Origin of the sequence: Natronococcus jeotgali DSM 18795 (genome assembly GCF_000337695.1) — an archaeon.
In the GTDB taxonomy this organism is placed as follows: Archaea; Halobacteriota; Halobacteria; order Halobacteriales; family Natrialbaceae; genus Natronococcus; species Natronococcus jeotgali.
The window spans coordinates 1-23,469 of record NZ_AOIA01000092.1; the positions used below are offsets into that span (position 1 = coordinate 1).

A 23,469-nucleotide genomic window follows, 5' to 3' on the forward strand; every position below is an offset into this window, starting at 1 on the left:
CCGACTGGTACCCCGACCGCACGGTGATCGGCTACAGCGGCCGACTCAGCATGGAGAAAAACGTCGACGAGATCCTCCGCGTCGCCGACGCCCTCCCCGAGTACGACTTCGCGATCGTCGGCGACGGCCCCTTCCGCGAGCGCCTCGAGCGGGAGGCGCCCGACAACGTCGAGATCCGGGGGTTCCTGCCCCGCGAGGAGCTGCCGGCGTTTTACTCCTCGCTCGACGTCTTCGTCACGGCGTCGACGGCCGACACGCTCGGGCTGTCGACGCTCGAGGCCAACGCCTGCGGAACGCCGGTGGCCGCGACCGACGCGGCCCCGTTCGACCGCACGATCGGCCTCGACAACGGCGAGCGCTTCGCCTACGGCGATCTCGAGGGAATGAGCAAAGCGATCGAGTCGTGTCTGGCGGGCTCGCGGGAGACGCGGGCAGCGGTCGAACGCTACGACGTCGAGCGCACGCTGTCGCACCTCGAGTCGCTCTACCGGGGCGCGCGGTCGGCGGCGGAGGTGCCGACGGCGAGCGACGACGAGTGGGGCTTCGGCGGCGAACCCCGGGAGTTCGGCGACTGACTGCCCGACGGAGCGGAACGCGGTCTCCGGGATACAGTCGAGCGCGACGACGACCCGCGGTACCGCGGGTTACGACGAGCGGTTCGTCGTCAACACCGGCACCGGGGCCGTGCGAACGACCCGTTCCGAAATGCTTCCGAGGAACCGTTCGTCGAGTCCCGTTCGGCCGTGCGTTCCCATGACGATCAGATCGTTCCCGCTGTCCTCGGCGTAGGCGGTGATCTCCCGCGGGACGGAGCCCGACTCGACGGCGGTCGCGACGTCGTCGACTCCCTCGTCGTTCGCCGTCGACTCGGCGTCCTCGAGGACGTCCTGCGCTCGGCTCTCGCGTTCGTCGTCGCCGGTGAGCGAGCCCAGCAGTTGGTCGTCGAGAACCGAGAGGAGGGAGAGCTCGGCGCCGCCGCGCTCGGCGACGGCCGCGCCCAGCCCCAACGCGGCGGTCGCGTGGTCGCTCCCGTCGACGGGAACGAGGATCGACTCGTAGGGGTACGTCGGGGGATCGTCGGTCGCGCGAACCGTCAGTACCGGCATCGACGCCGCGTTGAGCACGCGTTCCGCGACGCTGCCGACGACCTGACGCTCGAGCCCGTCCCGACCGTGGGTGCCCATCGCGACGAGGTCGACGTCCTTCCGCTCGGCGTAGTCGACGATCGCGTCGTGGGGAGCCCCCTGCACGACGTCGGTGGTCGCGGGGACGTCGCGGGCCGCCGCCCGTTCGCGAGCGTTCGAGACGATCTCGTCGCCCTCGCGCTCGAGGACGTCGACGACGTCGGTGCCGACGCGGGTCTGGCTGGGTTCGTTCGTGTCCGCGACGTAGAGCAGCGTCACGGTGGCGTCGTGATCGGCGGCGATCTCGAGGGCGTGCTCGAGCGCCGCGGTCGCAGGATCGCTTCCGTCGACGGGAACGAGGATGCGGTCGAACATGGCTGCCCTCGACTACGTTCCGCGACGGTTTACGAATTCGCGTGGCGAAAGCCGGCGACGGGATCGGGGGCGGTCACTCGAGGTAGCCGAGTTCGCGCAACCGCTCGCGGGTTTCCTCGTCGGCGTCGTCCAGCGCGTCGGCGTCGTCGGTCGTCTCGGCCGGATCGTCCCACGCGCCGCCGACGGCCTCCTCGAAGCGGGCGAGCGCCCGCTCGGTCGCGGCGACGGCGTCGTCGTCGTCGGGATCCACCGGAGACTCCTCGAGCGGGTCCTCGTCGAGTCGGTAGGCCTCGTCGGCGATTCGGTCCGCCCGGACGTACTTCGCGTCGGTGCCGCGGGCCGCGCGCAGTCGCGAGTAGGCCCGGTGATCGTCGGGGAGGTCGATTCCGGCCTCGTCGGCCTTCTCCTCGAGGTGGTGGAGTTCGATCACCGGCTGGGCGTACTCGACGAACGCGTAGTCCTCCCCCTCGTGGGTCGCTCGCTGGCCGGGATCCGGGTCGGCGACCCCGTCGAAGGCCCGATACTCGTTCGAGAGCAGCGACCGCGTCGGATCGAAGTCGGTCGCATCGCCCTCGCCGACGGCGTCGGGGTCGACGTCGAGGGCCTCGAGGACCGTGTGATAGCAGTCGAGCAGTTCGACGAGGTCGTCGCGTCGGTCCGCCTCGAGGGCGGGGTGTTTGACGAGCAGTGGGACGTTGATCAGCTGCTCGTAGAGCGCGAACTCGTGGCCGTAGAGGTCGTGCTCGCCGTGGAGTTCGCCGTGGTCCGCGCAGACGACGACCGTCGTCTCCTCCCACCGACCGGTCTCGCGAAGCCAGTCGAACAGCCGTCCGAGTTCGGCGTCCATGTGGGCGATCTCGGCGTCGTAGAGCCCGCGGATGGCTTCCCACTCCTCGCCGTCGATGTCGCGGGCGCCCGAGTTGTACTCCTTGGAGTTTTGACAGACGTCGTCGGGGTCGACGCCGGGAGCGAACTCCTCGCGGTACTCCTCAGGCGGGTAGTACGGCAGGTGGGCGTCCATCAGGTTGACGAACGCGAACCAGCCCTCCTCGCCGTCGCTGTCCTCGACGAACGACTTCGTCCGGTCGATCACCGAGGGCGTCTTCGAGTCGGCCCCCTCGCCGCTGGCGAGTTTCGAGTGGGCCTTCGCGCCGAGGTGAACGAGCGTCGACGCCAGGTCGCGGAGGTAGTCGTTGTCGTTGACCGCCTGCCACGCGCTGGCCAGTGGCCCCGAGAGGACGTCCCCGGGCAGCACCTCGAAGAACGAGTCCTGCTCGGAGAACCCGTCGGTAAGGCCGGTGTAGGGCGTGATCCAGGCGTTCGAGGAGTAACACGCCGTGTCGTACCCCGCGGCCGACAGCGCCGACGCGAGGGTGGTCTCGTCCTCGAGGTACGGGCTCCCCTGGTCGGCCCCGTGCTGGCTCGGATACAGGCCGGTGAACACCGAGGCGTGGACGGGCAACGTCCACGGCGCGGGCGCCACCGCCGACTCGAAGACGGTCGCCTCTTCGGCGAACCGCGAGAGCTCGGGGGTCGTCCCCCCATCGTAGCCGTACGGACCGAGCCGATCCTTCCGGACCGTATCCAGCACGACGAAGAGCACGTTCGACTGCTGTGTCCCGTTCATTAGGTGTGACGAGTGAGTCCACTCAGATAAAACGCGCCTTCCTCGTTCGGCGGCGTCGTCCGCGACGCGTCGGGCGCGGGTCCCACGGGCGGGTCGACGAGCCTCGAGCGGAGCCGAAACGACCGAGTCCGTCGCTCCGAACGCGCGCTCGAATAGCTACTTTTTTTAATCGACACCGCCGACTCGTGAGGTATGGCAACTCGTGACTCCCGTAGTGTCGACGACGCCCCCGTCGAACTCCCGCCCGCGATTCCGCTCGACGTGTCGCAACCGACGCGGCTGAGCTGGGCGCTGGGATCGCGCACCCTCGAGGACGAGGAAACGAGGCTTCGGAGCCGCTGGGAGGACACCGAAACGCCGTGGCGACTGTCGGTCTTCCGCGCGACGGACGCGACCGTCATCATCAAGGTGTGCACGCCAGTCGGGAGAGAGCGGTTCTACGGCGCCGCGGAGGCCGATCTCGAGAGCGCCGTTTCGGCCCTCGAGGCGGCGCCGACCTGGCGACGAGCCGAGTGAGACGCGGCGACGGGGTCGGCGCCGCCGAATCCCGTCGGCGCATCGTCGCCGAGCAGGGAGCCGACCCGTCGAACTCGAGGAGTCGCCACGCCGGACCGGTGGGACTCACCGCGGTCGAGCCCTCCGCGGGCGGCTGAAGATGCCGGGCGGAACGTGATACGACTGCGACCGCATAGCGGTAGTATGGGTATGCTCGAGGGAAAATCGGCCCTGGTTACCGGCGCGTCGCGAGGCATCGGCCGCGGGATCGCGGCGGCGTTCGGTCGCGAGGGCGCCGCGGTCGCGGTCAACTACCGCTCGAACGAGGACGGCGCCGCGGAGACGGTCGAGGCGATCGAGAGCGAGGGCGGCACCGCGGTCTCGGTCCAGGCCGACGTGAGCGACGAGGACTCGGTCCGACGACTCGTCGAAACGGTCGAGGACGAGTTCGGCGGGATCGACGTCCTCGTCAACAACGCCGGCGTGCTCGAGCCGTCGACGCTCGACGAGATGGACGTCGAGACGTGGGATCGAACCGTCTCGGTCGACCTGCGGGGCACCTTTCTGGTCACCCGGTTCGCCATCGAGGGGATGCTCGAGCGCGGCGACGGCCGCGTGATCAACGTCGCGTCGCAGCTGGGGATCAAGGGCGCCCCGGAACTCGCCCACTACTCGGCCGCGAAGGGCGGCGTAATCTCCTTTACACGCGCGCTCGCCAGGGAGGTCGCACCCGACGTGCGGGTCAACGCCATCGCGCCGGGCCCGATCGAGACGGACATGCTCGAGAACACGACCGAGGAGTGGCGCGAGAACAAGGAAGCGGAAGTGCCCCTCGGTCGAATGGGAACCGTCGATGATGTCGCGCCGACGGCGGTTTTGCTCGCCGGGGACGGCGGCGACTACTACACGGGCCAGACGCTCAGCCCCGACGGCGGCGACGCGATGCACTGAAAACCCAGCGACGCTACGCGTCGAGCCGCCGTTCCCACTCGTCGGCGGGCATCGATTCCCCGGTTACGCCGTCGGCCCCCTGGGCGAGCAGGCGCGTCGCGGCGTCGTCCATGACGTCGGGCTCGAGGATCTCCGATCGCTCGTCGTCCGGGAGGTGGTCCCAGAACGTCGTCGCGACCCGGCCGCCGGGATCGACGGCGTTGACGGTGATCCCGTACTCCGCGAGTTCCTCGGACTGGGTCCGGGTCATCCCCTCGAGTGCCCACTTCGAGGCGACGTAGGGGCCCCAGGTCGCCGATCCCCGACGGCCCAGTCCCGACGAGACGTTGAGGACGGTTCCCCCGCCCGACTCGATCATGGCGGGGACGGCGTGTTTCGAGAACAGGAAGACCCCGGTGACGTTCACGTCCAGGATCTGCCGGAAGTCCTCGGTCGCGACCTCGTGGAGGACGCTGCGCTCGTCGTGCAGGGTGAGCAGCCCGATGGCGGCGTTGTTCACGAGCCCGGTCAGTTCGCCGTATTCCTCGAGGGTCGCGTCGACGACCCCGCGTACCGCGGCCTCGTCGGTGACGTCGGCGGGCGCGACGAGCGTCTCGCCGTCGATGCCGTCGGCGACGTCCTCCAGGTCGGATCGACTGCGGGCGGTCAACGCGACGTTCGCGCCCTCCTCGGCGAACCGGGTCGCCATCGACGCGCCGAGGCCGCGGCTCGCTCCGGTCACGATCACCGTCTCCCCGTCGAGTAGGCTCATGGACGGAACTACCGCGAAGCGAGAGAAGAGGGTGGCGTTTCGGCCGCGTCAGGAGCGCCGTTCGGTCGCGATCGCGGCGCCCTCGACCAGCGCCTCGAGTTTCGCCCACGCGATCTCGGGGTCGACCATCCCGATGTCGGCCTGCGTGTCGAAACCGCAGTCGGGGGCGGCCACCAGCGGCGTCGAGTCGTCGACGGCCTCGGCGACCCGTTCCAGCCGATCCGCGATCGTCTCGGGGTGGTCGACGATGTTCGTCTTGACGTCGACGACGCCGGGGATCAGCGTCCAGCCCTCCGGCAGCGGCTGCTCGGCGAACGCGCGGTACTCGTGTTGGTGGCGGGGGTTGGCCTGCTCGACGCTCAGCCCCGAGATGTCGGCCTCGTAGATCTCCGGGAGCATCTCGACGAGGTCCGTATCGAGGTGGTGGGGGCCCTCGTAGCTCCCCCAGCAGGTGTGGAGCCGGACCTGCTCGGCGGGGACGGTCGACAGCGCCTCGTTGAGCGCCTCGACGTGGAGACGGGTCACGTCTTTGACCTCCTCGAGGGGCGCGTCGGCGAAGGCCGCCGTGTGGCCGGCCGTGAGGAGTTCGGGCGCGTCGATCTGGATCGTCGCGCCGGTGTCGGCGACGAGCTCGTACTCCTCGGCCATCGCCTCGGCGGTGGCGAAGAGGAACTCCTCGTAGTCGTCGTAGTAGTCGTCGACGTGCGTGGCCGTAACGATGCTCGGCGAGGCCGCGGTTACGAACGTCTCCTCGATGTCGGCGTCGACGGCCTCGAGCGCCGCCTCGAACGCCGCGAGCTCGGCCTCGGCTTCCTCGTGGCCGGTGTATTCGACGGGACCGGTAACGACGGGGTGCATCGAGAGGTCGATGACGTCCGTCTTGAACGTCTCCTCGGCGTAGTCGGGGAACTCCTGGAGGTCGGCCCACAGCTCCTGCTCGCGTTTGCCCTCGATCCCGCTGAGGCGGTCCGCGACGTACCAGTTGAACGAGACTCGGGACTGTTCGCCGTTGTTGACGATATCGAGTCCGACCTCGGCCTGGCGCTCGACGACGTCCCGCGTGGCCTCGTCGACGGTCGCGTCCCACTCCTCGTCGTCGACGTCCTCGCTCTCCTGGCGCGCCGTCAGTAGCTCGAGCAGCGCGGGCGGTCGCGGGAGGCTTCCGATGTGCGTCGTCCGGATTCGGTCGTTAGTTCCTGTCATTGTGTACTTGCATGAGTAATATATTCAGACCGTATTATAACCAGCGGTATTCGAACGCCGGCCTCGAGTGCGACCTCCGTGCGGGCGAGGGCTGTAGCCGACGGACTCGAGGAGGAGGCCGAGAGACGGGCCGAACGAAGGCCCCACGAGTGGGACCACGACCGGTCGATCCTGTAGGGTGTTCTAGGTGATATAGCCAACGCGTTCGAGCTAGCAATCCCCCCCTCAGTATGTAGATCCTGAGTTCGATTAGCGGGAGCGATTATATACCGGCGCCCGCTTCGAACGAACGATGACCGACGCCGAAACGGACCACCCGATCGAGGACGTCGACGAGTCGACCGAAACCGCGCTGGCCGACGAGACCGAACGCGTGCAGTACGTCTCCCCGTCCGCATCGAGGATCGGCAGCCACTACTAGGCCCGAGCGAACCAAGTAGCTCCGCTCGAGATACGGGTACATGGCACGCGTTCGCGTACTGAGCACGGGCGGCACGATCGCGTCGACGGACGGGGCGGACGGAGCGACCCCCTCGAGGGACGGCGACGACCTCGTCGCCGCGGTCCCCGAACTCGAGGACGTCGCGAGCGTCGACGTCGAGTCCGTCTGCGACGAACTCAGCTTCCACCTCTCCGTTTCGGACGTCGCCGCGCTGGTCGAGGCGATCGAGCGAGCCGACGACGACGGCGTCGACGGCGTCGTCGTGACCCACGGGACCGACACGATGGAGGAAACGTCCTACTACGTCGACATGGTGACAGACGCCGACGTCCCGGTGGTCTTCACCGGAGCGCAGCGACCCGCCGACAGGGCGGGAGCCGACGGCCCCGCGAACCTGCTGCAGGCGGTTCGGACCGCGGCCGACGACCGATTCGAGGCGGGCGCGTACGTCGCGTTCGGCAACCTCGTCCACGCCGCCAGGTGGGTGACGAAGGCGCGGGCGGGACGGCCGGAGGCGTACGCCTCGCCCGACGCGGGACCGGTGGCGGAGCTCACGGCCGACGGGCTCTCGCTGCGGCGCGAGCCCGGCAGCGAGTCGGTTTCCCTCCCCGCGAGCGAGCTGACCGCCCGGGTCGAGACGTTGCCCAGCGGGCTCGGCGTCGACGCCCGCCAGCTCGAGCGCGCCCTCGAGGACGGCGTCGACGGGCTCGTGCTGGCGGCCAGCGGCATCGGGAACACGACGCCCGCGCTCGGCGACGGCGTCGCGGAGGCGATCGAGGCGGGCGTGCCGGTCGTCGTCGCGACGCGGTGTTTCGACGGCGCGGTCGGCGCCCGGTACGGCGGGCCTGGCGGCAGCCGTACCGTCCGCGAGCACGGGGCGATCCCGGCGGGCGATCTGCCGCCCTGGAAGGCTCGCATCAAGCTCGGTCTGGCGCTCTCGGCGTTCCACAAGCTCGAGGACGTCCGGGCGGCCTTCGAGGCCCAGCGCGGCGTCCCGACCGCGGAGTAGCCCGGACCCCGTCGCGCCGATCGCACCCGCGCCCTCGAGGACGCCGGCCCGAACGAGGGCTCGACGCCGCGGGACGTGTCGGCTCGCCGATCAGATCGGGGAAAGGGTTTCGGCCCCGCGACGCGGATGGTACTCCAGAGAGTACAGTGAGCCGAAACGGTCGGGATCGATCGGTTGACGTCATCGACGGCGGACTGGTGTGGCCGCTGGTGGTCCTCTCGGCGCCGATCGTCCTCACCAATCTGCTGATGGTGGGGTACAACCTCGCCGACACCTTCTGGGTCGGTCGGCTCGGCCAGGCCGGCGTCTCCGCGCTGTCGTTCTCCTGGGCGATCATCTTCCTGGTGATCAGCTTCGGGATCGGCTTCAACGTCGCGGGAACCGTCCTCGTCGCCCAGAACAAGGGCGCCGGCAACCTCGAGCGGATCGCGCAGGTCGCCGGGCAAACGATCTCGGTCATCCTCGGGCTCTCCGCGCTCGTCGCCGTCGTCGGGTTCGTCCTCGCGCCGGCGATGCTCCGGTTCGTCGGCGCCGAGCCGGGGACTCTCGAGTACGAGTACGCCCTGGCGTACACCCGGACCGAGTTCGCCGGGATGCCCTTCATCTTCGCTTTCTTCGTCTTCCAGTCGCTGCTGCAGGGGTGGGGCGACACGCGGACGCCGCTGTACCTCATGAGCGTCAGCGTCGCGCTCAACGTCGTCATCGACCCGTTTTTCATCCTCGGCTTCCAGGACAACGTCGCCTTCGCGTGGCTGGGCCTCGAGGCCCTCGAGGCTCGGCTGTTCGCGCTCACGGGATTCGACGGCTGGGCGGTCCAGGGGGCGGCGTTCGCGACGATCCTCTCGCGGGGGCTCGCCGCGGCGGTCGGGATCTGGCTGTTGCTCTCGGGGCGGGTCGGGATCGAGCTCTCGACGGACGACTTCCGGCCCGAGCGAGAGACGGTGCGAGAGCTCGTCGCGATCGGCGCGCCCGCAAGCGTCGAGGTGAGCACCAAGGCGTTCAGCGTGACGATCCTGACCGCGCTGGTCGCGCTCGCGGGCCCGACGGCGGTCGCCGGCTACGGGATCGGCACCCGGGTCACGTCGATGGTCGTGTTACCGGCGCTCGGCCTCGCCCGGGGCGTCGAGACGGTCGTCGGGCAGAACCTCGGCGCCGGACAGGTCGGTCGCGCCGAGCGCGGCGTCTACGTCGCGACGGGGCTCGTCGCCGGCGGCTTCCTGCTTTTCAGCGGCGTCGTCTACGCCCTCGCCGACCCGATCGTCGGCGTCTTCGTTGCGGGGTCGGGATCGGCCGCGGTGACGGCCGTCGGAGCCGAGTACCTCCGCATCGTCTCGCTCTCTTACGTCTTCCTGGGCGCGTTCTACGTCGTCCAGGGCGCGTTCCGCGGCAGCGGCAGCACCCGAACCGCGATGGGGTTCGCGATCGTCGGCTTCATCGTTCTCCGACCGCTGCTGGCCTACGGGCTCGCCGAACCGCTCGGGCTGGGAGCGACCGGGGTCTTCGTCGGCGACGCGCTGACGAACGCGCTCATCGTCGTTCTGGCCGGAGCGTACCTCCTCCGAGGGACCTGGACCGAAAGCGTCGTCGAGCCGGACGCCGACCGCGAAGCCGAGGCGACGGCCGACGACCGGTCCCCCGCGGCGACCGGTCCCATCGAGGATCACGACTGAGCGGCCCGGCGTCGGGGAGCCGGCCGGATCGAATCGACCCGGCACGCGAAATCGTCACCGGGTAGTCTCTCTCCGAACAGCCGAGTGTGTCGGTTGTTGCAGCAGTAAGAACGTACTTCTCCGCCCGTGGCGACGCGATCTTCGAGTGCCGAAACTGCGGAACGGGACTCGAAGGAGCCGAGTGGACCTGCCCGTCCTGCGACTCGATCGAGGTCGCGGAGTACGACCGCCTCGAGTGCGACGCGCGCTGAATCCGTGTAACAGCCCTGCCAGGACGTCCCTCTCGGCTGCCGGACGCCGAACGCTCGGCGCGTCTCGCGGACGGCGAGCGTTCGGGGTTCGAGCTACGTCTCCTCCGGCATCGGCGCTCGGATCCGTCCGACGTCGACGACGACCGTGTTGGTCGTGCCGTCGGTGGCGACGACGGCGCCGACGACGACGAGGTCCGAGACCGGGGTCGGGCCGACCACGAGCGGATCCCCCTCCTCGAGTTCGCGAACCGACTGCTGGAAGTGGATCTGGGCTCGGCAGAGATCGGGGTGGTGGACGTTCGTGAAGTCGATCTCGTCGACCGTCGCGTCGACGCGGTCGTAGTCGCGGGCGAGGGTGACGGTCTCGGCGTCGTCCAGCCGCCGTCGCTCGAGGATGCGGTAGGCGGCGTCGGTCGGTTCGTACCCGCCCTCGGGTCCGGCGACGCTCTCGACCAAGCCGACAGCGGACAGCGTCTGCATCTGATTGCGGATCGTTCCGGAGTTCCGTCCGGTTTCCTCGGCGATGACCCGTGCGCTGACGGTCGAGTCGGTCGATTGATACTCGTTGACTAGCGCGGTGAGCGTCGTTCGCTGGCTGTTCGTCAGATCGATCTGGTCCATACCGGAACGAGCGGCGGTTTATATATACGGGTTGCGTTTGTCAGCTTCCGAATCAGTTTCTCGTCGACCGTCGGGAGCGGACGCTCAGACGTTTCGCCGCTGCGGGACGTCGCGGACTCCGTACGTGAGCGCGTAGGCGAGCGCCGCCGCGACGAGCAGCAACGGCAGTGCGTACAGACCCAGCGTGAACGGGTCGGGGGGCGAGACGACCGCCGCGTTCGTCACCGCGATCATCGCGAGCAGCAGCATCGCGGAGAGAAACTTCGAGAACGTCTTCGAGTGCATATAGTCGGTTATCTGGTAAGTGAGGATATCCGTTGTGTCTCGAACGGCGCGGACACCAAACGACTATAACCAATGCGCGGTATTGTCTCCCATGGTAGAAACGCACCTCCCGGAACTCGAGGGCGAGCAGGTCAGGTACAACGACGACACCTGGGAGTTCACCGGGACGATCGACGTGAAACAGAACGGCAATCGGATCCGCGCCGCCGCGATGAAGCCCGAACGGGTACGCGGGAACACCGGTACGCTCAACTTCACGCTCGACGATCCGCCGGCGTCGCTCAACCCGGGAAACCTCGGAGAGTTCCGGTGCGAGCTTCAGCGGGCCGCAAACGGACCGACACTTCTCGTCGACCGAACCCACACGGCCGACAGCTACACGTTGGACAGCCTGAGCTACGACTGAGCGCCCGCCTTCGATCGCGGGTTCGACGTCGGTCGATCAGTCGATCCTGACGACGGGCTCGTCGGCGCACTCGATGTGGATCGTGTACCCCGCGTAGGGGAACTCGATCGTCCCGACCCGCGACGCGCCGCGGCGCGGATCGGCGAAGATCGCCTCGAGCGCGTCGGGATCGACGGCGTCGAACAGCGGCGGCAGCGACAGGGGATCGGCGTCCTCGAGAGAGGCCACACCGACGACGATCCGCTCGTGGATATCCTCAGTCGTTTCCGTCAGAGTTTCAGTCATCGTTTCCCGAAACTATATGATTTCATAAATACTTTCGGCTAATTATTGATCGACGCGACGGACGATCCGCTCCCGTCGCTTCCGGCTCGGTCTCCGTCCTCGGTGACGGCGCAGACGTCGGTCGAGCGGGCGCTCGAGACCGTCTCGAGGGTCGAACGCGGTCGCCCGTAATCGGCCTCGGAGCCGTCGTCCCTCACGAGTTCCGCTCGCTCCCCGATCCGACGGATTCGTCGGCGTCCGCGATCGTGTACGGAACTTGCTTCCGAAACCCCGCGAGGCGGTATCGTTCCCGCGAGGTGCCGTTTCGGGTGGATACTTCGGGGCAGCCAGTCGTTTCAGCCGTTCGATAATCGGAGCGAGTCGTCGGAAATCCGACGGTCGGGCGGTTGCGCGGGAGGACGCGACCGTCCCGTCGGGACGATCAGTCCTCCCGTCGCCCGTCCTCGGCCGTTTCGACCGCCGCGGCCAGTCGCTCCGAGAGATCGCGAGCCTCGTCGGGAGTCAGGGTCGCGTCGACGTGGCCCGTCCCGTGGTCGCCCGCCATCGCGTCGACGCTCAGGACGACGCCGTCCGCGCTCGAGCGAACCGAAACGTCCGCGCGGTCGGGGTAGTCCCGCGGGGGGCCGATCTCGAGGTCGTGCTCGCCGCGCGTGACGCCGATCTGGATCTCCGCCGATCGCTCGAGGTCGAGCGTGTCCGCCGGATCGGAATCGTCGGCACGGTCTGAGTCCGTGGGCATGGTCGGCAGTTACCGGGCTGGAAACTTGGCTGTACCGCCGGCGGAGCGGGGACGGTCGGTTCCGGCGTCGCCGCGACTCGCGGCCCCTGACACAGACGACGGGTAGGGTATCGGCGAACGATCGACAACGCGGTCGGGCCGAGTCGCGCGGGCGCCTACGAGTCGGTGTACTGTCGCTCCCAGTCCTGGCGCTCGCGGATCGCCTGCTCTCCGGCCTCGGTGATGGCGTAGTAGTTCGTTCGCCTGTCGAGTTCGCCCTTCTCGACCAGTCCCTTGTTGACGAGGGTATCGAGGTTCGGGTACAGCCGTCCGTGGTCGATCTCGGAGCTGTAGTACCGCTCGATCTCCGACTTGATGTCCTGGCCCGACGGTTTGTCGGCGCCCGCGATCACGTACAGCAGGTCCCGCTGGAAGCCGGTGAGGTCGTTCATCCCGTCGGCGAGTTCAACGAACAAGTATTTGATATCATTCCCGGGTCGGACTGTAAGTCCCTGCACCGTGAACGTAATCGCGAACGGATCCCGTCGGGTGACGTTCTCGCCACGATTGCGGTTCGGGATCGGACCGAACATTATATTCTAAGGTCAGAATCTAAGACAAGTATCGTAGGCATCTGTCTCAGTCGAGGAGCTAACGGGAGAGTCGGCGTACTCGAGGACTCACTCTCGCGTCGCCGCCCAGTCGAACGCCCGGTGGATCCGTCGTCCCTCCTCGTTCGAGACGGGGCCGACGACGTCGGTGACGCCCTCGAGGATCGTCGCCGCGCGAACCGGCGGGTCGCTACCGGTGTACGCACCGATCTCGTCGCCGCCGACGCTGTAGACGACGCGGTCGAACCCCGCCCGAATCATCCCGCCGGCGCACATCGGACACGGCTCCGTGCTGGTGTACATCGCGGTTTCGGCCCGCTCGTCGGGCTCGAGTTCCCGGCACGCGCGGTAGGCGAGGTGGAGTTCGGGGTGGCGTCGAACGTCGTCTTCCGTGACGACGCGGTTCGACGCCGACGCGACGAGACGGTCGTCGCGGACGAGCACGCTGCCGAACGGTCGGTCGCCGCGGTCGGCGGCCTCGCGCGCGAGTTCGAACGCCCTCCCCATGTGCGATTCGTGGTCGAAGTCGTCGGGGTCCATACGCGAAAAACGGCGAGCGGTCGGATAAGTTCCCCGTCGACGGAACCGGGGGGAACATCTTCGGGAAAAACGGCTTCGAGGGACGCTGGGACGTTGCGCGTACGGAGCGAACGAGCGGACGCGTCGAAACCGAGCGGGCGCTCGAGGGCGACTGCTCGGGTCCGTCCCGACTCGTCGCTCTCGAAGTAGTTCGTCCCCTGATAGGTGTATAAATATACAATTGGGACGACGTGGACGCTACCGATGGATGATCACCTGACCCATGGAACTCACGAACGTGCTACCGGACGACGCGAGAGGAACCGATAGGCTGGGGTCCGTAGCCGAGCGCCTCGAGGGCACCACGGAGGCCGTCGCCGCCGCCTCGGCGCGGATCCGTCGGGCCGCCGGCGAGCGGGCCGCCGACGCCGTCGACCGGGGGGCGGACGAGCTCCGCGACCGGTCCGACTCCGACGGGGCGCTTCGCGACCGCGTCCTCGAGCGCGCGGCCGACGAGGCGTGCAGACGCGCCGTCGGGCGCTCCGCCGCGGAGCTGCGCGAGCGGGCCGAGACGGAGCGCGACGCGAGCCTCGATCGGGCGCTCGAGGCGTTCCTGCGCCGCTACCGCCTCGACGCAACCCGACTGGACGAGGCGACGCTGGCGGCGATCCGCGATCGGGTCGCGCCCGAGGCCGACCTCGACCCCGAGGAGTTGCTCGAGCGTCTCGCCGACGCGGACGGATCCACGTCGAATCGGGACTCGCGGGCGGGCTCGACCGACGCGGCGGTTCCCGTCGCCGACGCGTCCGAGGACGCATACGCGCAGTTCCGTGCGGCGTTAGATCTCGAGGCGGAGTCGCCGGACCGCGTCCTCGAGGCGGTCCTGGACCGGGACGCCGTCGAGGTCGCCCGGGCGCTCGAGCAGGGGCTCGAGGAGTTCCCGACGGATCGAGTCCTCGGAGGACGGCGGCCCGGGACGGAACCGACCGCCGGACACAGCCGGGACGCTAACGTCGGACCGGCGGCGCCGACGGAGCCGACGGTCGCGGCGGGGGCCGACGCCGGCGCCGACCCGGACTCGTCGGCGACCGCGGGGTCCGCCTCCGTAGCGACCGCGGCGGCGCTGGCGGCGACGACGCTCCTGTCGGACGGCGTCGGTGATGGGCGAGCGCTCGCCCGACTGCTACCGGTGCTGGCCTCGGGGGGAGGGGAGAGTAGCGGCGGTCTCGGCGACGGCATCCTCGGGTGGCGCCTCCTCGAGTTGCTCTCGAGTTCGCTGACGACCGCCGACGGCGGCGGCGTCGATCTCGCGTCGCTTCGCTCGAAGTCGACGGGATCGAAGGCGCTCGTCGCGCTGTTCGTCGCCAACCTCGTCGCGATGAGTATCGGGGCGTGGCTCTCCCGGGAGAAGGCGCCGCCGATCCCCGAGGAGATCCGCGATCCCGACGGGGAGACCGTCGTGACGGCCGAACAGATACGGCTGGGGAAGAAGGCGTTCCAGTCCAACGGCCTGATGAGCCACGGCTCGATCCTGGGCAACGGTTCCTACTTCGGGGTCGATCTCACCGCCGACGCCCTGGAACTGAAAGCCGAGTACATCCGCGAGTACTACGCCCGCGAGCGGGGCGCCGACTCCGTCGAGGACCTCGAGGCGGACGAGCGCGCGGTCGTCGCCGAGCGGGTCGAGCGGGAGTTCGACAACGACGCCCCCGCGGGGCCGATCGCCCGCTACTCGGCGGCCGAGGCCTACGCTCACCGCCGCCTCCGCGAGGAGTACATCGACCGTTACCACGGCGGCGACCCCGACCGCGGCGTCCCGGAGGAGTTCGTCAACTCGGCCGCCCAGGCCGCCCGGATCGCCGACTTCGCGTGCTGGACGGCGTGGATGGCCCACACCGACCGCCCCGGCTCGGATCACTCCTACACGAACGACTGGCCCTACGTCCCGGGCACCGGGAACCAGCCGACCGGGCAGGTGCTGGTCTGGAGCACGATCAGCGTCGTGTTGCTCATCGCCGGCGGCGGCGCGGGCGTCTGGGCCTACCACGCGTTCGACTTCGCCGAGCCGGCGACCGAGGTCGTCGACATTCCCTCGCCGGACTCGGTATCGATCACGCCGACCCAGTACGCCGCGGCGTGGTACGTGCCCGTCGCGGGCGCGCTGTTCGTCGCCCAGACCCTCGTCGGCGCGTTGCTGGCTCACTACTACGTCGAACGCACCGGGTTCTACGGCATCGGCGACGCGCTGGGGATCGACATCGTCTCCCTGTTGCCGTTCTCGGTCGGACGCACCTGGCACATCAACCTCGCCATCCTCTGGATCACGGCGCTGTGGCTCGCGGGCGGGCTCTTCCTCCCCGGGCTGTTCACCGACAGCGACCCGCCCCTGCAGGCCGCGGCCGCGACCGGGCTGCTCGGCGTCCTCGTCGCGACGACCGTCGGCGCGTTCGCGGGCGTCTGGCTCAGCTCGCAGGGCGCGTTCGACTCGCCCGACGAGGGCGAACTCTGGTGGTGGCTCGGCTCCGAGGGCCTCGAGTACCTCGAGGTCGGCCGGCTGTGGAAGGTGCTGTTGCTCGTCGGCTTCGTCGGGTGGACGGGTCTGGTGTTACGCAGCGTCCGCCGGCTCGAGGAACCCCCGACCGGGCTCGGTCACTTCATGACCTACGCGGGCGGCTCGATCGCGCTGATGTTCGCCGCGAGCATGCTCTACACCCCCGAGACCAACATCGCCGTCACGGAGTTCTGGCGGTGGTGGGTCGTCCACATGTGGGTCGAGGGCGTCTTCGAGTTCTTCGTCACCGCCGTCGTCTCGGTCGCGCTGGTCTCGATGGAGCTCCTAGAGAAGGGCGACGCCGAGAAGGCGATCCTCTTCGAGGTGTTCGCGATCATGGCCGCAGGGATCGTCGGCGTCTCCCACCACTACTGGTGGGTCGGCCTCCCCGACGTCTGGGTACCGATCGGGACGACGTTCTCGACGCTCGAGTTCGTCCCGCTACTGTTCGTCCTCTACCGGAGCTTCGGCGAGTACCGCACGCTGAAAGCCCAGGGCGAGTCGTTCCCCTACACGCTGCCGCTACTCTTTATCGTCGGCTCGAGCGTCTGGAACTTCGTCGGCGGCGGGGTGCTCGGGTTCTTCATCAACCTCCCGGTGATCAACTACTACGAGCACGGCACCTACCTGACCGTCGCCCACGGCCACGCGGCCACGTTCGGCGCGTTCGGACTGCTCGCACTCGGACTGGGCACCTACGTCCTCCGGGTCGTCACCCCCGAGGCCGCGTGGGAGCCCGGCTGGTTCCGCGGGGCGTTCTGGCTGACGAACGTCGGGTTGGCGGTGATGACGTTCGTGTCGCTGCTGCCGCTTGGCTTCCTCCAGTTGCAGACCGCCTTCCAGGACGGCTACGCCGCGGCCCGCAGCCTCGAGTTCTACGAGCGCGACCGCGTCCAGACGCTGCTGTGGGCCCGAACCCTCGGCGACACGCCGATGATCCTCGGCGCCCTGGCGTTCACCGCCGGGGCGGTTCGCCACCTCCTCGCCGCGCGGCGACACCGGCGAGCGGCTCCGCGGTAGCTCGACCCCCATTCGCTTTCGATCGCAGGCCCGGACGGACGTGACGCCGCGTTCCCGGAAGCCGGGAACCGCCGGCGGTTCTTCGTCGCTCGCGGTGCTCCGTTCAGGTGGAGGGGAGCATGGTCGACTACTACGACAGGGTGCTCGCGGGCATCGCGGCGAGTCTCGCCGGCGGTCTGGCCCTCGGCGTCGCGACGTCGCTGCAGCTCCACACCGGAGTCTTCGTCGGGGCGCTGGTCGCGACCGCGTTCGTCTACGACGCGATGTTCCGGAACCCGCCCCTGCCGACCGCCGAACCCGAGCGGGCGGCGGCGGTGCTCGTCTGGCACGCGGTGCTGTTCGCGCTGGCGCTCGCCGTCTACGTCGAGTAGCGCTCGCTCCCGGCGGCCGGCGGGAATCGAACGCGGGGTCGGCGGCGAGACGTTACCCGTCGCTCGCCTCGAAGGCGGGCGGGAGTCCCCCGTGTTTGATCCCCGTCTGCTCGTCGATCCGGAACTCGTAGACCGCGAGCGTCCCCGAAAGCGACGCCGACTCGAGGATGCCCGGTCGCCACGCGTCGTCGAGCACCTGCTCGAGTTCGTCCCAGGCCGACTCCGGTACGAGGGAGATCCGTCCCGTCAGGAGGACGCTCTCCCAGTTGTACACCGTATCCACCGAGTAGGCCAGAAAGCTCGCGGTGTCGGCGGCCTCGGTCAGCGCCTCCTTGCGGCTGCCCGAGCCGAGCAGGTAGGTGAAGTAGAGCCGGGAGTCCCCATCGTAGCCGAACGACAGCGGCAGGAGGTAGGGCGCGTCGTCGTCGGGGAGGCCGAGGACGCCCGCCTTCCGGGCGGACAGGAAGTCCCGAATCTCGTCGTCGGTCATCTCGACCAGGCCGTACTCCCGCAGTTCGTCGACTGACATACGCGAGCCGACGTCGAGCAGCGCCGAAAAACCCTCGCCCCGTCCTCGGGCGGTGAGGACGATCCGAGCGCTCTTGGCTACGGGGCGGGCGAACAGTCGAGTTCGACCGCCTCGAGGACGGCGGGGACGAGCCCACAGCGGTGGTACCGGATCGTCCCCTCGCGGTCGTCGTAGTCGACGAGCCCCGCGTCCCGAAGCGCCGGCAGGTGGACGTGGTGGAGCGCTACCGCCCAGTCGTTCCGCCGCGGGTTCGGACCGTCGGCGGCCGTCTCCCGGACCAGTTCGTCGATTTCGACCCGGTCCGACGCGGACGCCTCGAGCGCGGCGACGATCTCCCGACGGCGCTCGTCGGCCAGCGCTCGAAGGATCTCGTCCGCCTCGGACGTGCGGGACGCGGCGCCGTCCTCGTCGCGAATGGGACGTTCGTTCATGTGCGGTTAGCTACGAAATAGCTGCAAGCGCACAAAGTACCCCACTGGAGTTCCCGCGAGGTAAAAACTCGAGCGTCGCCGATCCCGTCGGACGGTGTGCCGACCCGACCGTCCGACGGCGGTTTTTGCTCGCGGACGTATCGGTTTTCGATTACATACATACCTACGTAATTCACGTTTCCGTACGGGAGTTTCGGATCGAGCGGGCTGTCCCGTTCCGACGGGTACGACCCGCCGTCTCGGAGCGACGGCGGGGTCATCCGTCGTCTCGGATCGCTCGAGTCGGCCGGGGCTCCCAGTCCGCAGGCGCCGCGACGATCCACCAGTGGACGGCGGCCGAGGGGTGTCGGCGCTCCACGTGTTCGCGGAGGAGCGGACCCGTCGGCAGGGTCGTCCCGCAGAGCGCACACCGGTGGTGGTGGTGGGACGGGGATAGCAGTCGATCGCGACGTCCAGCCCGGTGGATTCGAGGGGGACACCGCCGAGAGGCGTCGGGGTCGACGGCGCCCCGGAGGCGGAACGCGAGCCGATCGAAGTGTACGAACTTCGGGTGGTCGACGACGATCTCCGAGAGGAGAGCGAAGGGGATCGCGATCAGAACCACGACGGCGACCACGCCGGGCGTCACGTCCGCGTCGGTCGCGAACAGGACCGCGAGGACGTCCTCCGTAACGCCGAAGACGATGCCAATGACGAAGAACTCGAGGACGCGCTTGAGTCGCTCCGCGTTCATACGCGTCCCACCTCGAGCGGACGGATGTAGCTTTCAGATCGCCCGAGCGCGTTTGTCCGTTCGCGTCGAAGGGAACCTATGGACGATTCGAACGGAAGCTGGGTCGCGCTGTTTTCCGGCGGCAAGGACTCCTCGTGGGCGCTCCACCGGGCGCTGGAGGCGGGGCTGGACGTGCGCCGACTCGTCCTCGTCCGACCGCCGGAGGAATCTCACGCGTATCACGCGCCCGCACCGTCGGTCGCTCGAGCGGCCGCCCGAAGCGTCGGCATCCCGATCGTCGAGGCCGGGCTCCCCGCGGCGGACGTCGAACCGCCCGACCTGGCGAACGCGGGAGCGGGGAGGGGGACCGACGGCGACGTCGAGCCGCTGGCGGACGTTCTCCGAGCGATCGACGACGAACTCGAGGACGGGCTGGCCGGGGTCGTCGTCGGAGCGATCGCGAGCGACCACCAGGTCGACCGCCTCCGCGCGCTGTGTGACCGCCTCGACTGCGAGCTCTTCGCGCCGCTGTGGCGGGCCGAGCCGCGCGAGCTCGCGACGGAGATGATCGACGGGGGCCTCGAGATCGCGATCGTCGAGGTGGCTGGACCCGGGTTCGACGAGCGCTGGCTGGGACGGCGGCTGGATCGGGAGGCGCTCGTCGAGCTGGAGGCGCTGTCCCGCGAGTTCGGGATCCACCTCCTGGGCGAGAACGGGGAGTTCGAGACGGTCGTGACCGACGGACCGCACATGTCCCGCCCCGTCGCCCTCGAGTACGAGCGGGAGTGGAACGGCGACTGGGGGCGTGTGCGGATCACCGACGTCCGACTCGAGTGATCGACGCGGGCTCAGGGATCGGTTCGGACCTCCTTGCGCCCCGTCATCGCCTCGGGCTCGAGGCGGAAGAACCGGAACGAGACGTCCCGCAGCGGGCGCTCGAAGATGTCGACGATCGGAATCTCGATGGCCCACATCCCGTGGAGATCCCCCGGCTCGAACGGGGAGTCCTCGATCTCCGCGAGCCGACCGTCGGCGACGACGCTTCGCCACCCCTCGTCGGTCTCTCGGTGGGCGACGAACGAGACCGAACGATCGACGAGATCCGCCTTCTCGCTTTCCTCGGTCATCGAGAGGCGGTAGTAGAACGCGGCCTCGTCGGGGTTGTACCCGTACGAGACGGGAATCGAGAACGGGGCCTCGTCGGCTCCCCGCCCGAACGAGAGGACGCCGATTCCGCCCCGACCGAGGAACTCGTTCATCTCGTCGGCGCTCAGCTGGACCCAGCGAAGTCCTTGCATGTCCGTACCTACGGCGAGCGGGCAGAAAGTACCTCGTTACGAGGGCGCTGACAGTCACCGCGAGCGAAACGGCGCGATCCGCAACACCCCGCCGCGAGCGACCGCTACTCCTCGCGGCCGAGGACGCGCTCGTACCGGTCCAGAACCGGTCGGTACCGCTCGCGGTGAGCGTCGGGAAGCTCGGCGACGACGCGGCTGCTCTCCGCCGGAACGACGACCGTCCGCGGGATCCCCCGCCAGTTCTCGCGGTGACCGAAGTACTCCCGTTCGACCCCGTACCGACCGCTCTCGTCGACGTATGCGACCCGCGTCACCGGAAGATCGAACCCCGTGTTCGGAACCGACGCTTCCTCGAGCGAGCGCGCGACCGCCGCGAACCGACACCCCGTGCGATCGGGGTCGCCGTCCTCGAGCCGGCGGATCGTCGACTCGTCGATCAGCGCGACGTCTCGGACGGCGGGACGGGGAGTCGCGTCTTTCGTGTTCGTGTGCATGGTCGATGATACCCCGGAGAACGCGAGGCTCGCCGCTGATACAGCGGGTCGAGGTCTCTCGGCGGACCTCGAACGTCTCCGTCGTATCCTAGGGATCCAGCATCTTAACCCTGTGCCGTTTCTTTCAGAATATAACTGATCGGAAAACCGCGGGACGAGCTCCGGGTCGATCGCCGGACCTCGGAGAGGGTGTCACCAATCTGATAAAATGGGGAGCGCGGATGCGGGTCCGCGTCGGGGGAGCGAACGCCGCCGCTTCTCGAGCCGCGTCGGTCGCGGCCGCGACGGTCGACGCTACCGGCGGTCGCTCCGGCCCGGAACCTCGAGGGCCGCGGTGAGCCGCTGGAACAGTCCCGACCGGTGGGCGCCGACGCTGTCGGTCGCCTCGTACTCCGGCACGAGCGATCCCTCGCCGCCGTCGTCGAACGCAAGCACCGTCAGCTCCGAACGCTCCGCGCGCGCCGCGACGTCGCTTTCGACGGTTCCCGAGGTCGTGACGACGACCGGGTGAGCGTCGACCGACGCCGCGAACGCGACGAACGCGTCGACGGTTTCGGCGTCCGGCATCTCGTGGATCGCGACGATCCGTCGCTCGCCCATCAACCGATCCTCCGCGAGGACGTGGACCGGTCGGGAGGCGCCGTCGACGGCGACGTCGACCTCGGTCTCGAAGCGCCGCTCCTCGAGCGCCGCCGCGGCCGTCCGCCGGGCCGCCTTCTGGCGCCCGAGCCACGCCTCGCCCTCGTCGGCGACGTCGTACCGGTACAGCACTCGTTCGATCGCCTCGAGTGGCGGTACCATCGACGAACACTCGCGACAGCGGAGCCGATCGTCGGGGACGTCGAACGATTCCGGACACCCGTGGCAGCTGTAGCGACGCTTCTTCTCGATGTCGACGGACTCGAGGTCCTGCTCGCAGTCCGGACAGCGGTAGCCGTCGTCGGCGTCGAACTCCGACTCGGGACCGACGTAGCCGCAGGCGTGTTCGATGACCTCCGTTTCGACGGCGTGGGGATCGCCGCAGGCCGGACAAACGGTGGTGTACTGCAGTCCCTCCGCGCCGCAGTCGGGACAGACGTACACCTTCGAGACGAACTCCTGATCCAGCACGTCGCGGCCGGCGAACCGCTCGAGCACGGCGGCCGGTTCGTCGTCGGGCTCGTCGAGCAGGTCCGCGACGCGCGAGTAACTCACCGAGCCGTCCTCGGCGATATCGGGTTCGACCGCGCCGTCCTCGAGCACCGCATCGATCAGTCGAAGCTCCCCTGGTGAAACCATACTCTCTCGAAACTGGGACTACAATCCACCTATATTTTCCCCTTGAGTGGCTACTAGTTCGAATGTGAGATAATTGAAGAGAGTAACGGTGGACGTTTGATCAGCGACGGACACGGAGAAATATATCGACGAACGGCATCGAGCGGGCCGACGACCGCGGGAGCGGTCGCGGCCGGATCTCAGTCCCGCCCGACGTATCGAGCGAGCGAGTGCGGGAGGTGGATTCCCCCGATTTCGATCGCGCCCACCCTGTGGGCGGCGAGGTAGACGAGCAAGGCGCCGAAAAAGGTTGCCGGCGTCAGAACGAGATGCCAGAGGAGCGTCCCCTCGACGTCGTACCCGGCGAACTCCAGGGCCTCCGCCGTCCGCTCTAAGACGAACAGCACCGCCGGGTGCGCGACGTAGACGCCGACGGCGTAGGTCCCCCACGACGGAAGCGGGGTCGACCGCCCGAGGTTCGGCCTCGAGAGGAGGAAGACGAACAGCGAGATCGAGAACAGTGCGGTCCCGACCGTGTAGCTCGCCACGTAGACTTCCTCCGTGATCGACGCCCCGGTCGACGCGTACCCCAGCGCGTACCGCTCGGCGAGGTGGAGCGCGCCGAACAGGAGGGTCGCGCCGAGGTAGCGGCGACTTCGCTCCGCGGTCGGTTGCCACTCGCGCGAGGCGATGACGTAGCCGACGCTGGTGTAAAAAAAGCCGAAGAACAACGCGTCCCTGACCTCGAGCGGGACGTCGACGAACATCGTGTAACTCGCCCCCAGGAGGCCGACGACGTGCAACGCCAGCGAGACCGGAAGCAGGTACTCGGCGGCGTCCAGCCTGGCGAACGCGCAGACGAGCCCGAGCGAGAACAGCAGCGCCGGGAGGAACCACAGGATCACCGAGACGGAGTCACCGTAGTACAGCAGCTCGAGCGGCGACACAAACGTCGCTAATCGCTCGACGGCGACGCTCGCAACCGCTCCGCCCGTGGCGGCCTCGCGAACGACGGCGCCGGCGAGAAAGACAGGCGCCGCGAGCGCCAGCCCGAAGGCGTAGATCGAGCCGATACGGACGGCTCGGGTCTTGAAGTACGCGACGGGGTCGCCGTCGGCGGTCTTGTGAGCGAAGAAGTATCCCGCGGCGAGAAAGAAAAACGGCACCGCAAAGCGCGCCGTGGAATCGGTCACGAAGTTGATCGCCGTTCCGTACGCTCCGACCCCCCTGAATAGATCGGTGTGTATCGTGACGACGAACGCCATCGCGACCATCCGCATCGCGTCGATGCTGTGTATCCGTCCCGTCACTGCCCGAAGCGATTCCGCTATCGATTATGATCTTTTCGTTTCTCGGGACAAAACGTACGGACAATAATAGTATCTGGCGATAAGTCCACCTATCCTGTCAGACATTCTTAGGAGAATGTATTATAATAGTGAATTTCGTGTCGGTTTCCGAAC

Annotated in this window: 30 protein-coding genes; 12 read left to right on the plus strand and 18 right to left on the minus strand. The window is 68.6% G+C overall.

What is annotated here, in order from left to right; translation table 11 throughout:
* On the plus strand, nt 1–575 hold a 575-nt coding region (locus C492_RS09580; protein ID WP_008422876.1), incomplete at its 5' end, for a glycosyltransferase.
* A gap of 69 nt (nt 576–644) precedes the next feature.
* Here C492_RS09580 and C492_RS09585 read toward each other — a convergent pair.
* Both C492_RS09585 and C492_RS09590 read right to left on the minus strand, forming a co-directional pair.
* The gene (locus C492_RS09585; RefSeq protein WP_008422878.1) at nt 645–1,499 is read right to left on the minus strand and encodes a universal stress protein; all 855 of its coding nucleotides are present in this window, start codon (nt 1,497–1,499) and stop codon (nt 645–647) included.
* 73 nt (nt 1,500–1,572) lie between these two features.
* Nucleotides 1,573–3,126 carry a sulfatase gene (locus C492_RS09590; RefSeq protein WP_008422880.1) on the minus strand — a complete coding sequence of 518 codons (1,554 nt, stop codon included), beginning with the start codon at nt 3,124–3,126 and terminating at the stop codon, nt 1,573–1,575.
* Between the two features lie 192 nt (nt 3,127–3,318).
* On the opposite strand from C492_RS09590, the gene C492_RS09595 reads away from it, so the two are divergent.
* The 3 genes from C492_RS09595 to C492_RS09600 are packed head-to-tail and all read left to right on the plus strand — an operon-like array spanning nt 3,319 to nt 4,572.
* Nucleotides 3,319–3,642: a hypothetical protein gene (locus tag C492_RS09595; RefSeq protein ID WP_008422881.1), complete on the plus strand. Its 324-nt coding sequence runs from the start codon at nt 3,319–3,321 to the stop codon at nt 3,640–3,642.
* Nucleotides 3,639–3,779 carry a hypothetical protein gene (locus C492_RS24190; protein ID WP_160166980.1) on the plus strand — a complete coding sequence of 47 codons (141 nt, stop codon included), beginning with the start codon at nt 3,639–3,641 and terminating at the stop codon, nt 3,777–3,779. Before C492_RS09595 ends, C492_RS24190 begins: the two co-directional genes overlap by 4 nt.
* A 46-nt stretch (nt 3,780–3,825) precedes the next feature.
* Nucleotides 3,826–4,572 carry a 3-oxoacyl-ACP reductase family protein gene (locus C492_RS09600; RefSeq protein WP_008422883.1) on the plus strand — a complete coding sequence of 249 codons (747 nt, stop codon included), beginning with the start codon at nt 3,826–3,828 and terminating at the stop codon, nt 4,570–4,572.
* A 13-nt stretch (nt 4,573–4,585) separates the two neighbouring features.
* On the opposite strand, the gene C492_RS09605 is transcribed toward C492_RS09600, so the two are convergent.
* Together C492_RS09605 and C492_RS09610 are read right to left on the minus strand one after the other, a co-directional pair.
* Entirely contained in the window at nt 4,586–5,323 is a 738-nt protein-coding gene (locus tag C492_RS09605) for an SDR family NAD(P)-dependent oxidoreductase (RefSeq protein ID WP_008422885.1), read from the minus strand.
* Nucleotides 5,324–5,371: 48 nt separating this feature from the next.
* A complete protein-coding gene (locus tag C492_RS09610) occupies nt 5,372–6,526 on the minus strand; it encodes a cobalamin-independent methionine synthase II family protein (protein WP_008422887.1) in 1,155 nt (384 codons plus the stop codon).
* 292 nt (nt 6,527–6,818) lie between these two features.
* Here C492_RS09610 and C492_RS25570 point away from each other — a divergent pair, with 292 nt between their 5' ends.
* The 4 genes from C492_RS25570 to C492_RS24570 all read left to right on the plus strand — a co-directional run bounded on the left by C492_RS25570 (nt 6,819) and on the right by C492_RS24570 (nt 9,898).
* Nucleotides 6,819–6,947, plus strand: a complete 129-nt coding sequence (locus tag C492_RS25570; protein WP_275040333.1) for a hypothetical protein — start codon at nt 6,819–6,821, stop codon at nt 6,945–6,947.
* A gap of 40 nt (nt 6,948–6,987) precedes the next feature.
* Entirely contained in the window at nt 6,988–7,977 is a 990-nt protein-coding gene (locus tag C492_RS09615) for an asparaginase (RefSeq protein WP_008422888.1), read from the plus strand.
* Between the two features lie 146 nt (nt 7,978–8,123).
* Nucleotides 8,124–9,647 (plus strand): MATE family efflux transporter, encoded by a 1,524-nt coding sequence (locus tag C492_RS09620; RefSeq protein ID WP_008422891.1) that lies wholly within the window; start codon nt 8,124–8,126, stop codon nt 9,645–9,647.
* An 86-nt stretch (nt 9,648–9,733) separates the two neighbouring features.
* Nucleotides 9,734–9,898, plus strand: a complete 165-nt coding sequence (locus tag C492_RS24570; RefSeq protein ID WP_008422893.1) for a hypothetical protein — start codon at nt 9,734–9,736, stop codon at nt 9,896–9,898.
* Between the two features lie 93 nt (nt 9,899–9,991).
* On the opposite strand, the gene C492_RS09625 is transcribed toward C492_RS24570, so the two are convergent.
* Together C492_RS09625 and C492_RS09630 are read right to left on the minus strand one after the other, a co-directional pair.
* The gene (locus C492_RS09625; RefSeq protein ID WP_008422896.1) at nt 9,992–10,519 is read right to left on the minus strand and encodes an Rrf2 family transcriptional regulator; all 528 of its coding nucleotides are present in this window, start codon (nt 10,517–10,519) and stop codon (nt 9,992–9,994) included.
* Nucleotides 10,520–10,603: 84 nt separating this feature from the next.
* Nucleotides 10,604–10,804 (minus strand): DUF7534 family protein, encoded by a 201-nt coding sequence (locus C492_RS09630; RefSeq protein WP_008422898.1) that lies wholly within the window; start codon nt 10,802–10,804, stop codon nt 10,604–10,606.
* Between the two features lie 91 nt (nt 10,805–10,895).
* On the opposite strand from C492_RS09630, the gene C492_RS09635 reads away from it, so the two are divergent.
* The gene (locus tag C492_RS09635) at nt 10,896–11,210 is read left to right on the plus strand and encodes a hypothetical protein (RefSeq protein ID WP_008422900.1); all 315 of its coding nucleotides are present in this window, start codon (nt 10,896–10,898) and stop codon (nt 11,208–11,210) included.
* Between the two features lie 36 nt (nt 11,211–11,246).
* Here C492_RS09635 and C492_RS09640 read toward each other — a convergent pair whose 3' ends face one another.
* From C492_RS09640 to C492_RS09655, 5 genes are all read right to left on the minus strand, one after another.
* On the minus strand, nt 11,247–11,495 hold the full coding sequence (locus tag C492_RS09640) for a HalOD1 output domain-containing protein (protein ID WP_008422902.1): 249 nt from the start codon (nt 11,493–11,495) through the stop codon (nt 11,247–11,249).
* Nucleotides 11,496–11,533: 38 nt separating this feature from the next.
* Entirely contained in the window at nt 11,534–11,692 is a 159-nt protein-coding gene (locus C492_RS24195) for a hypothetical protein (protein ID WP_160166981.1), read from the minus strand.
* A gap of 224 nt (nt 11,693–11,916) precedes the next feature.
* On the minus strand, nt 11,917–12,234 hold the full coding sequence (locus C492_RS09645; protein ID WP_008422903.1) for a hypothetical protein: 318 nt from the start codon (nt 12,232–12,234) through the stop codon (nt 11,917–11,919).
* A 155-nt stretch (nt 12,235–12,389) separates the two neighbouring features.
* Entirely contained in the window at nt 12,390–12,665 is a 276-nt protein-coding gene (locus tag C492_RS09650; RefSeq protein WP_008422905.1) for a PadR family transcriptional regulator, read from the minus strand.
* Between the two features lie 228 nt (nt 12,666–12,893).
* Nucleotides 12,894–13,364, minus strand: coding sequence for a nucleoside deaminase (locus C492_RS09655; RefSeq protein ID WP_008422908.1), 471 nt, complete (start codon nt 13,362–13,364; stop codon nt 12,894–12,896).
* A gap of 262 nt (nt 13,365–13,626) precedes the next feature.
* Here C492_RS09655 and C492_RS09660 point away from each other — a divergent pair, with 262 nt between their 5' ends.
* Nucleotides 13,627–16,914 carry a nitric-oxide reductase large subunit gene (locus tag C492_RS09660; RefSeq protein ID WP_008422910.1) on the plus strand — a complete coding sequence of 1,096 codons (3,288 nt, stop codon included), beginning with the start codon at nt 13,627–13,629 and terminating at the stop codon, nt 16,912–16,914.
* A gap of 119 nt (nt 16,915–17,033) precedes the next feature.
* On the plus strand, nt 17,034–17,285 hold the full coding sequence (locus C492_RS09665) for a hypothetical protein (protein WP_049892944.1): 252 nt from the start codon (nt 17,034–17,036) through the stop codon (nt 17,283–17,285).
* Nucleotides 17,286–17,337: 52 nt separating this feature from the next.
* Here the strand turns inward: C492_RS09665 and C492_RS09670 are convergent, their stop codons facing one another.
* The 3 genes from C492_RS09670 to C492_RS24980 form a co-directional block, all read right to left on the minus strand.
* Nucleotides 17,338–17,814, minus strand: coding sequence for a pyridoxamine 5'-phosphate oxidase family protein (locus C492_RS09670; protein ID WP_008422917.1), 477 nt, complete (start codon nt 17,812–17,814; stop codon nt 17,338–17,340).
* A gap of 77 nt (nt 17,815–17,891) precedes the next feature.
* Complete coding sequence (locus C492_RS09675; protein ID WP_008422922.1) at nt 17,892–18,245, minus strand: DUF7344 domain-containing protein; 354 nt, start codon at nt 18,243–18,245, stop codon at nt 17,892–17,894.
* 256 nt (nt 18,246–18,501) lie between these two features.
* The gene (locus C492_RS24980; RefSeq protein ID WP_008422924.1) at nt 18,502–18,978 is read right to left on the minus strand and encodes a hypothetical protein; all 477 of its coding nucleotides are present in this window, start codon (nt 18,976–18,978) and stop codon (nt 18,502–18,504) included.
* Nucleotides 18,979–19,056: 78 nt separating this feature from the next.
* On the opposite strand from C492_RS24980, the gene C492_RS09685 reads away from it, so the two are divergent.
* Complete coding sequence (locus tag C492_RS09685; protein WP_008422928.1) at nt 19,057–19,794, plus strand: diphthine--ammonia ligase; 738 nt, start codon at nt 19,057–19,059, stop codon at nt 19,792–19,794.
* A gap of 11 nt (nt 19,795–19,805) precedes the next feature.
* Here the strand turns inward: C492_RS09685 and C492_RS09690 are convergent, their stop codons facing one another.
* From C492_RS09690 to C492_RS09705, 4 genes are all read right to left on the minus strand, one after another.
* Nucleotides 19,806–20,255, minus strand: coding sequence for a pyridoxamine 5'-phosphate oxidase family protein (locus tag C492_RS09690; RefSeq protein WP_008422930.1), 450 nt, complete (start codon nt 20,253–20,255; stop codon nt 19,806–19,808).
* 104 nt (nt 20,256–20,359) lie between these two features.
* Nucleotides 20,360–20,749: a hypothetical protein gene (locus tag C492_RS09695; RefSeq protein ID WP_008422931.1), complete on the minus strand. Its 390-nt coding sequence runs from the start codon at nt 20,747–20,749 to the stop codon at nt 20,360–20,362.
* Between the two features lie 294 nt (nt 20,750–21,043).
* Nucleotides 21,044–22,027: a TackOD1 domain-containing metal-binding protein gene (locus C492_RS09700; protein WP_049892945.1), complete on the minus strand. Its 984-nt coding sequence runs from the start codon at nt 22,025–22,027 to the stop codon at nt 21,044–21,046.
* Between the two features lie 179 nt (nt 22,028–22,206).
* Nucleotides 22,207–23,316, minus strand: coding sequence for an acyltransferase (locus C492_RS09705; protein WP_008422933.1), 1,110 nt, complete (start codon nt 23,314–23,316; stop codon nt 22,207–22,209).
* Nucleotides 23,317–23,469 lie beyond the last annotated feature (153 nt).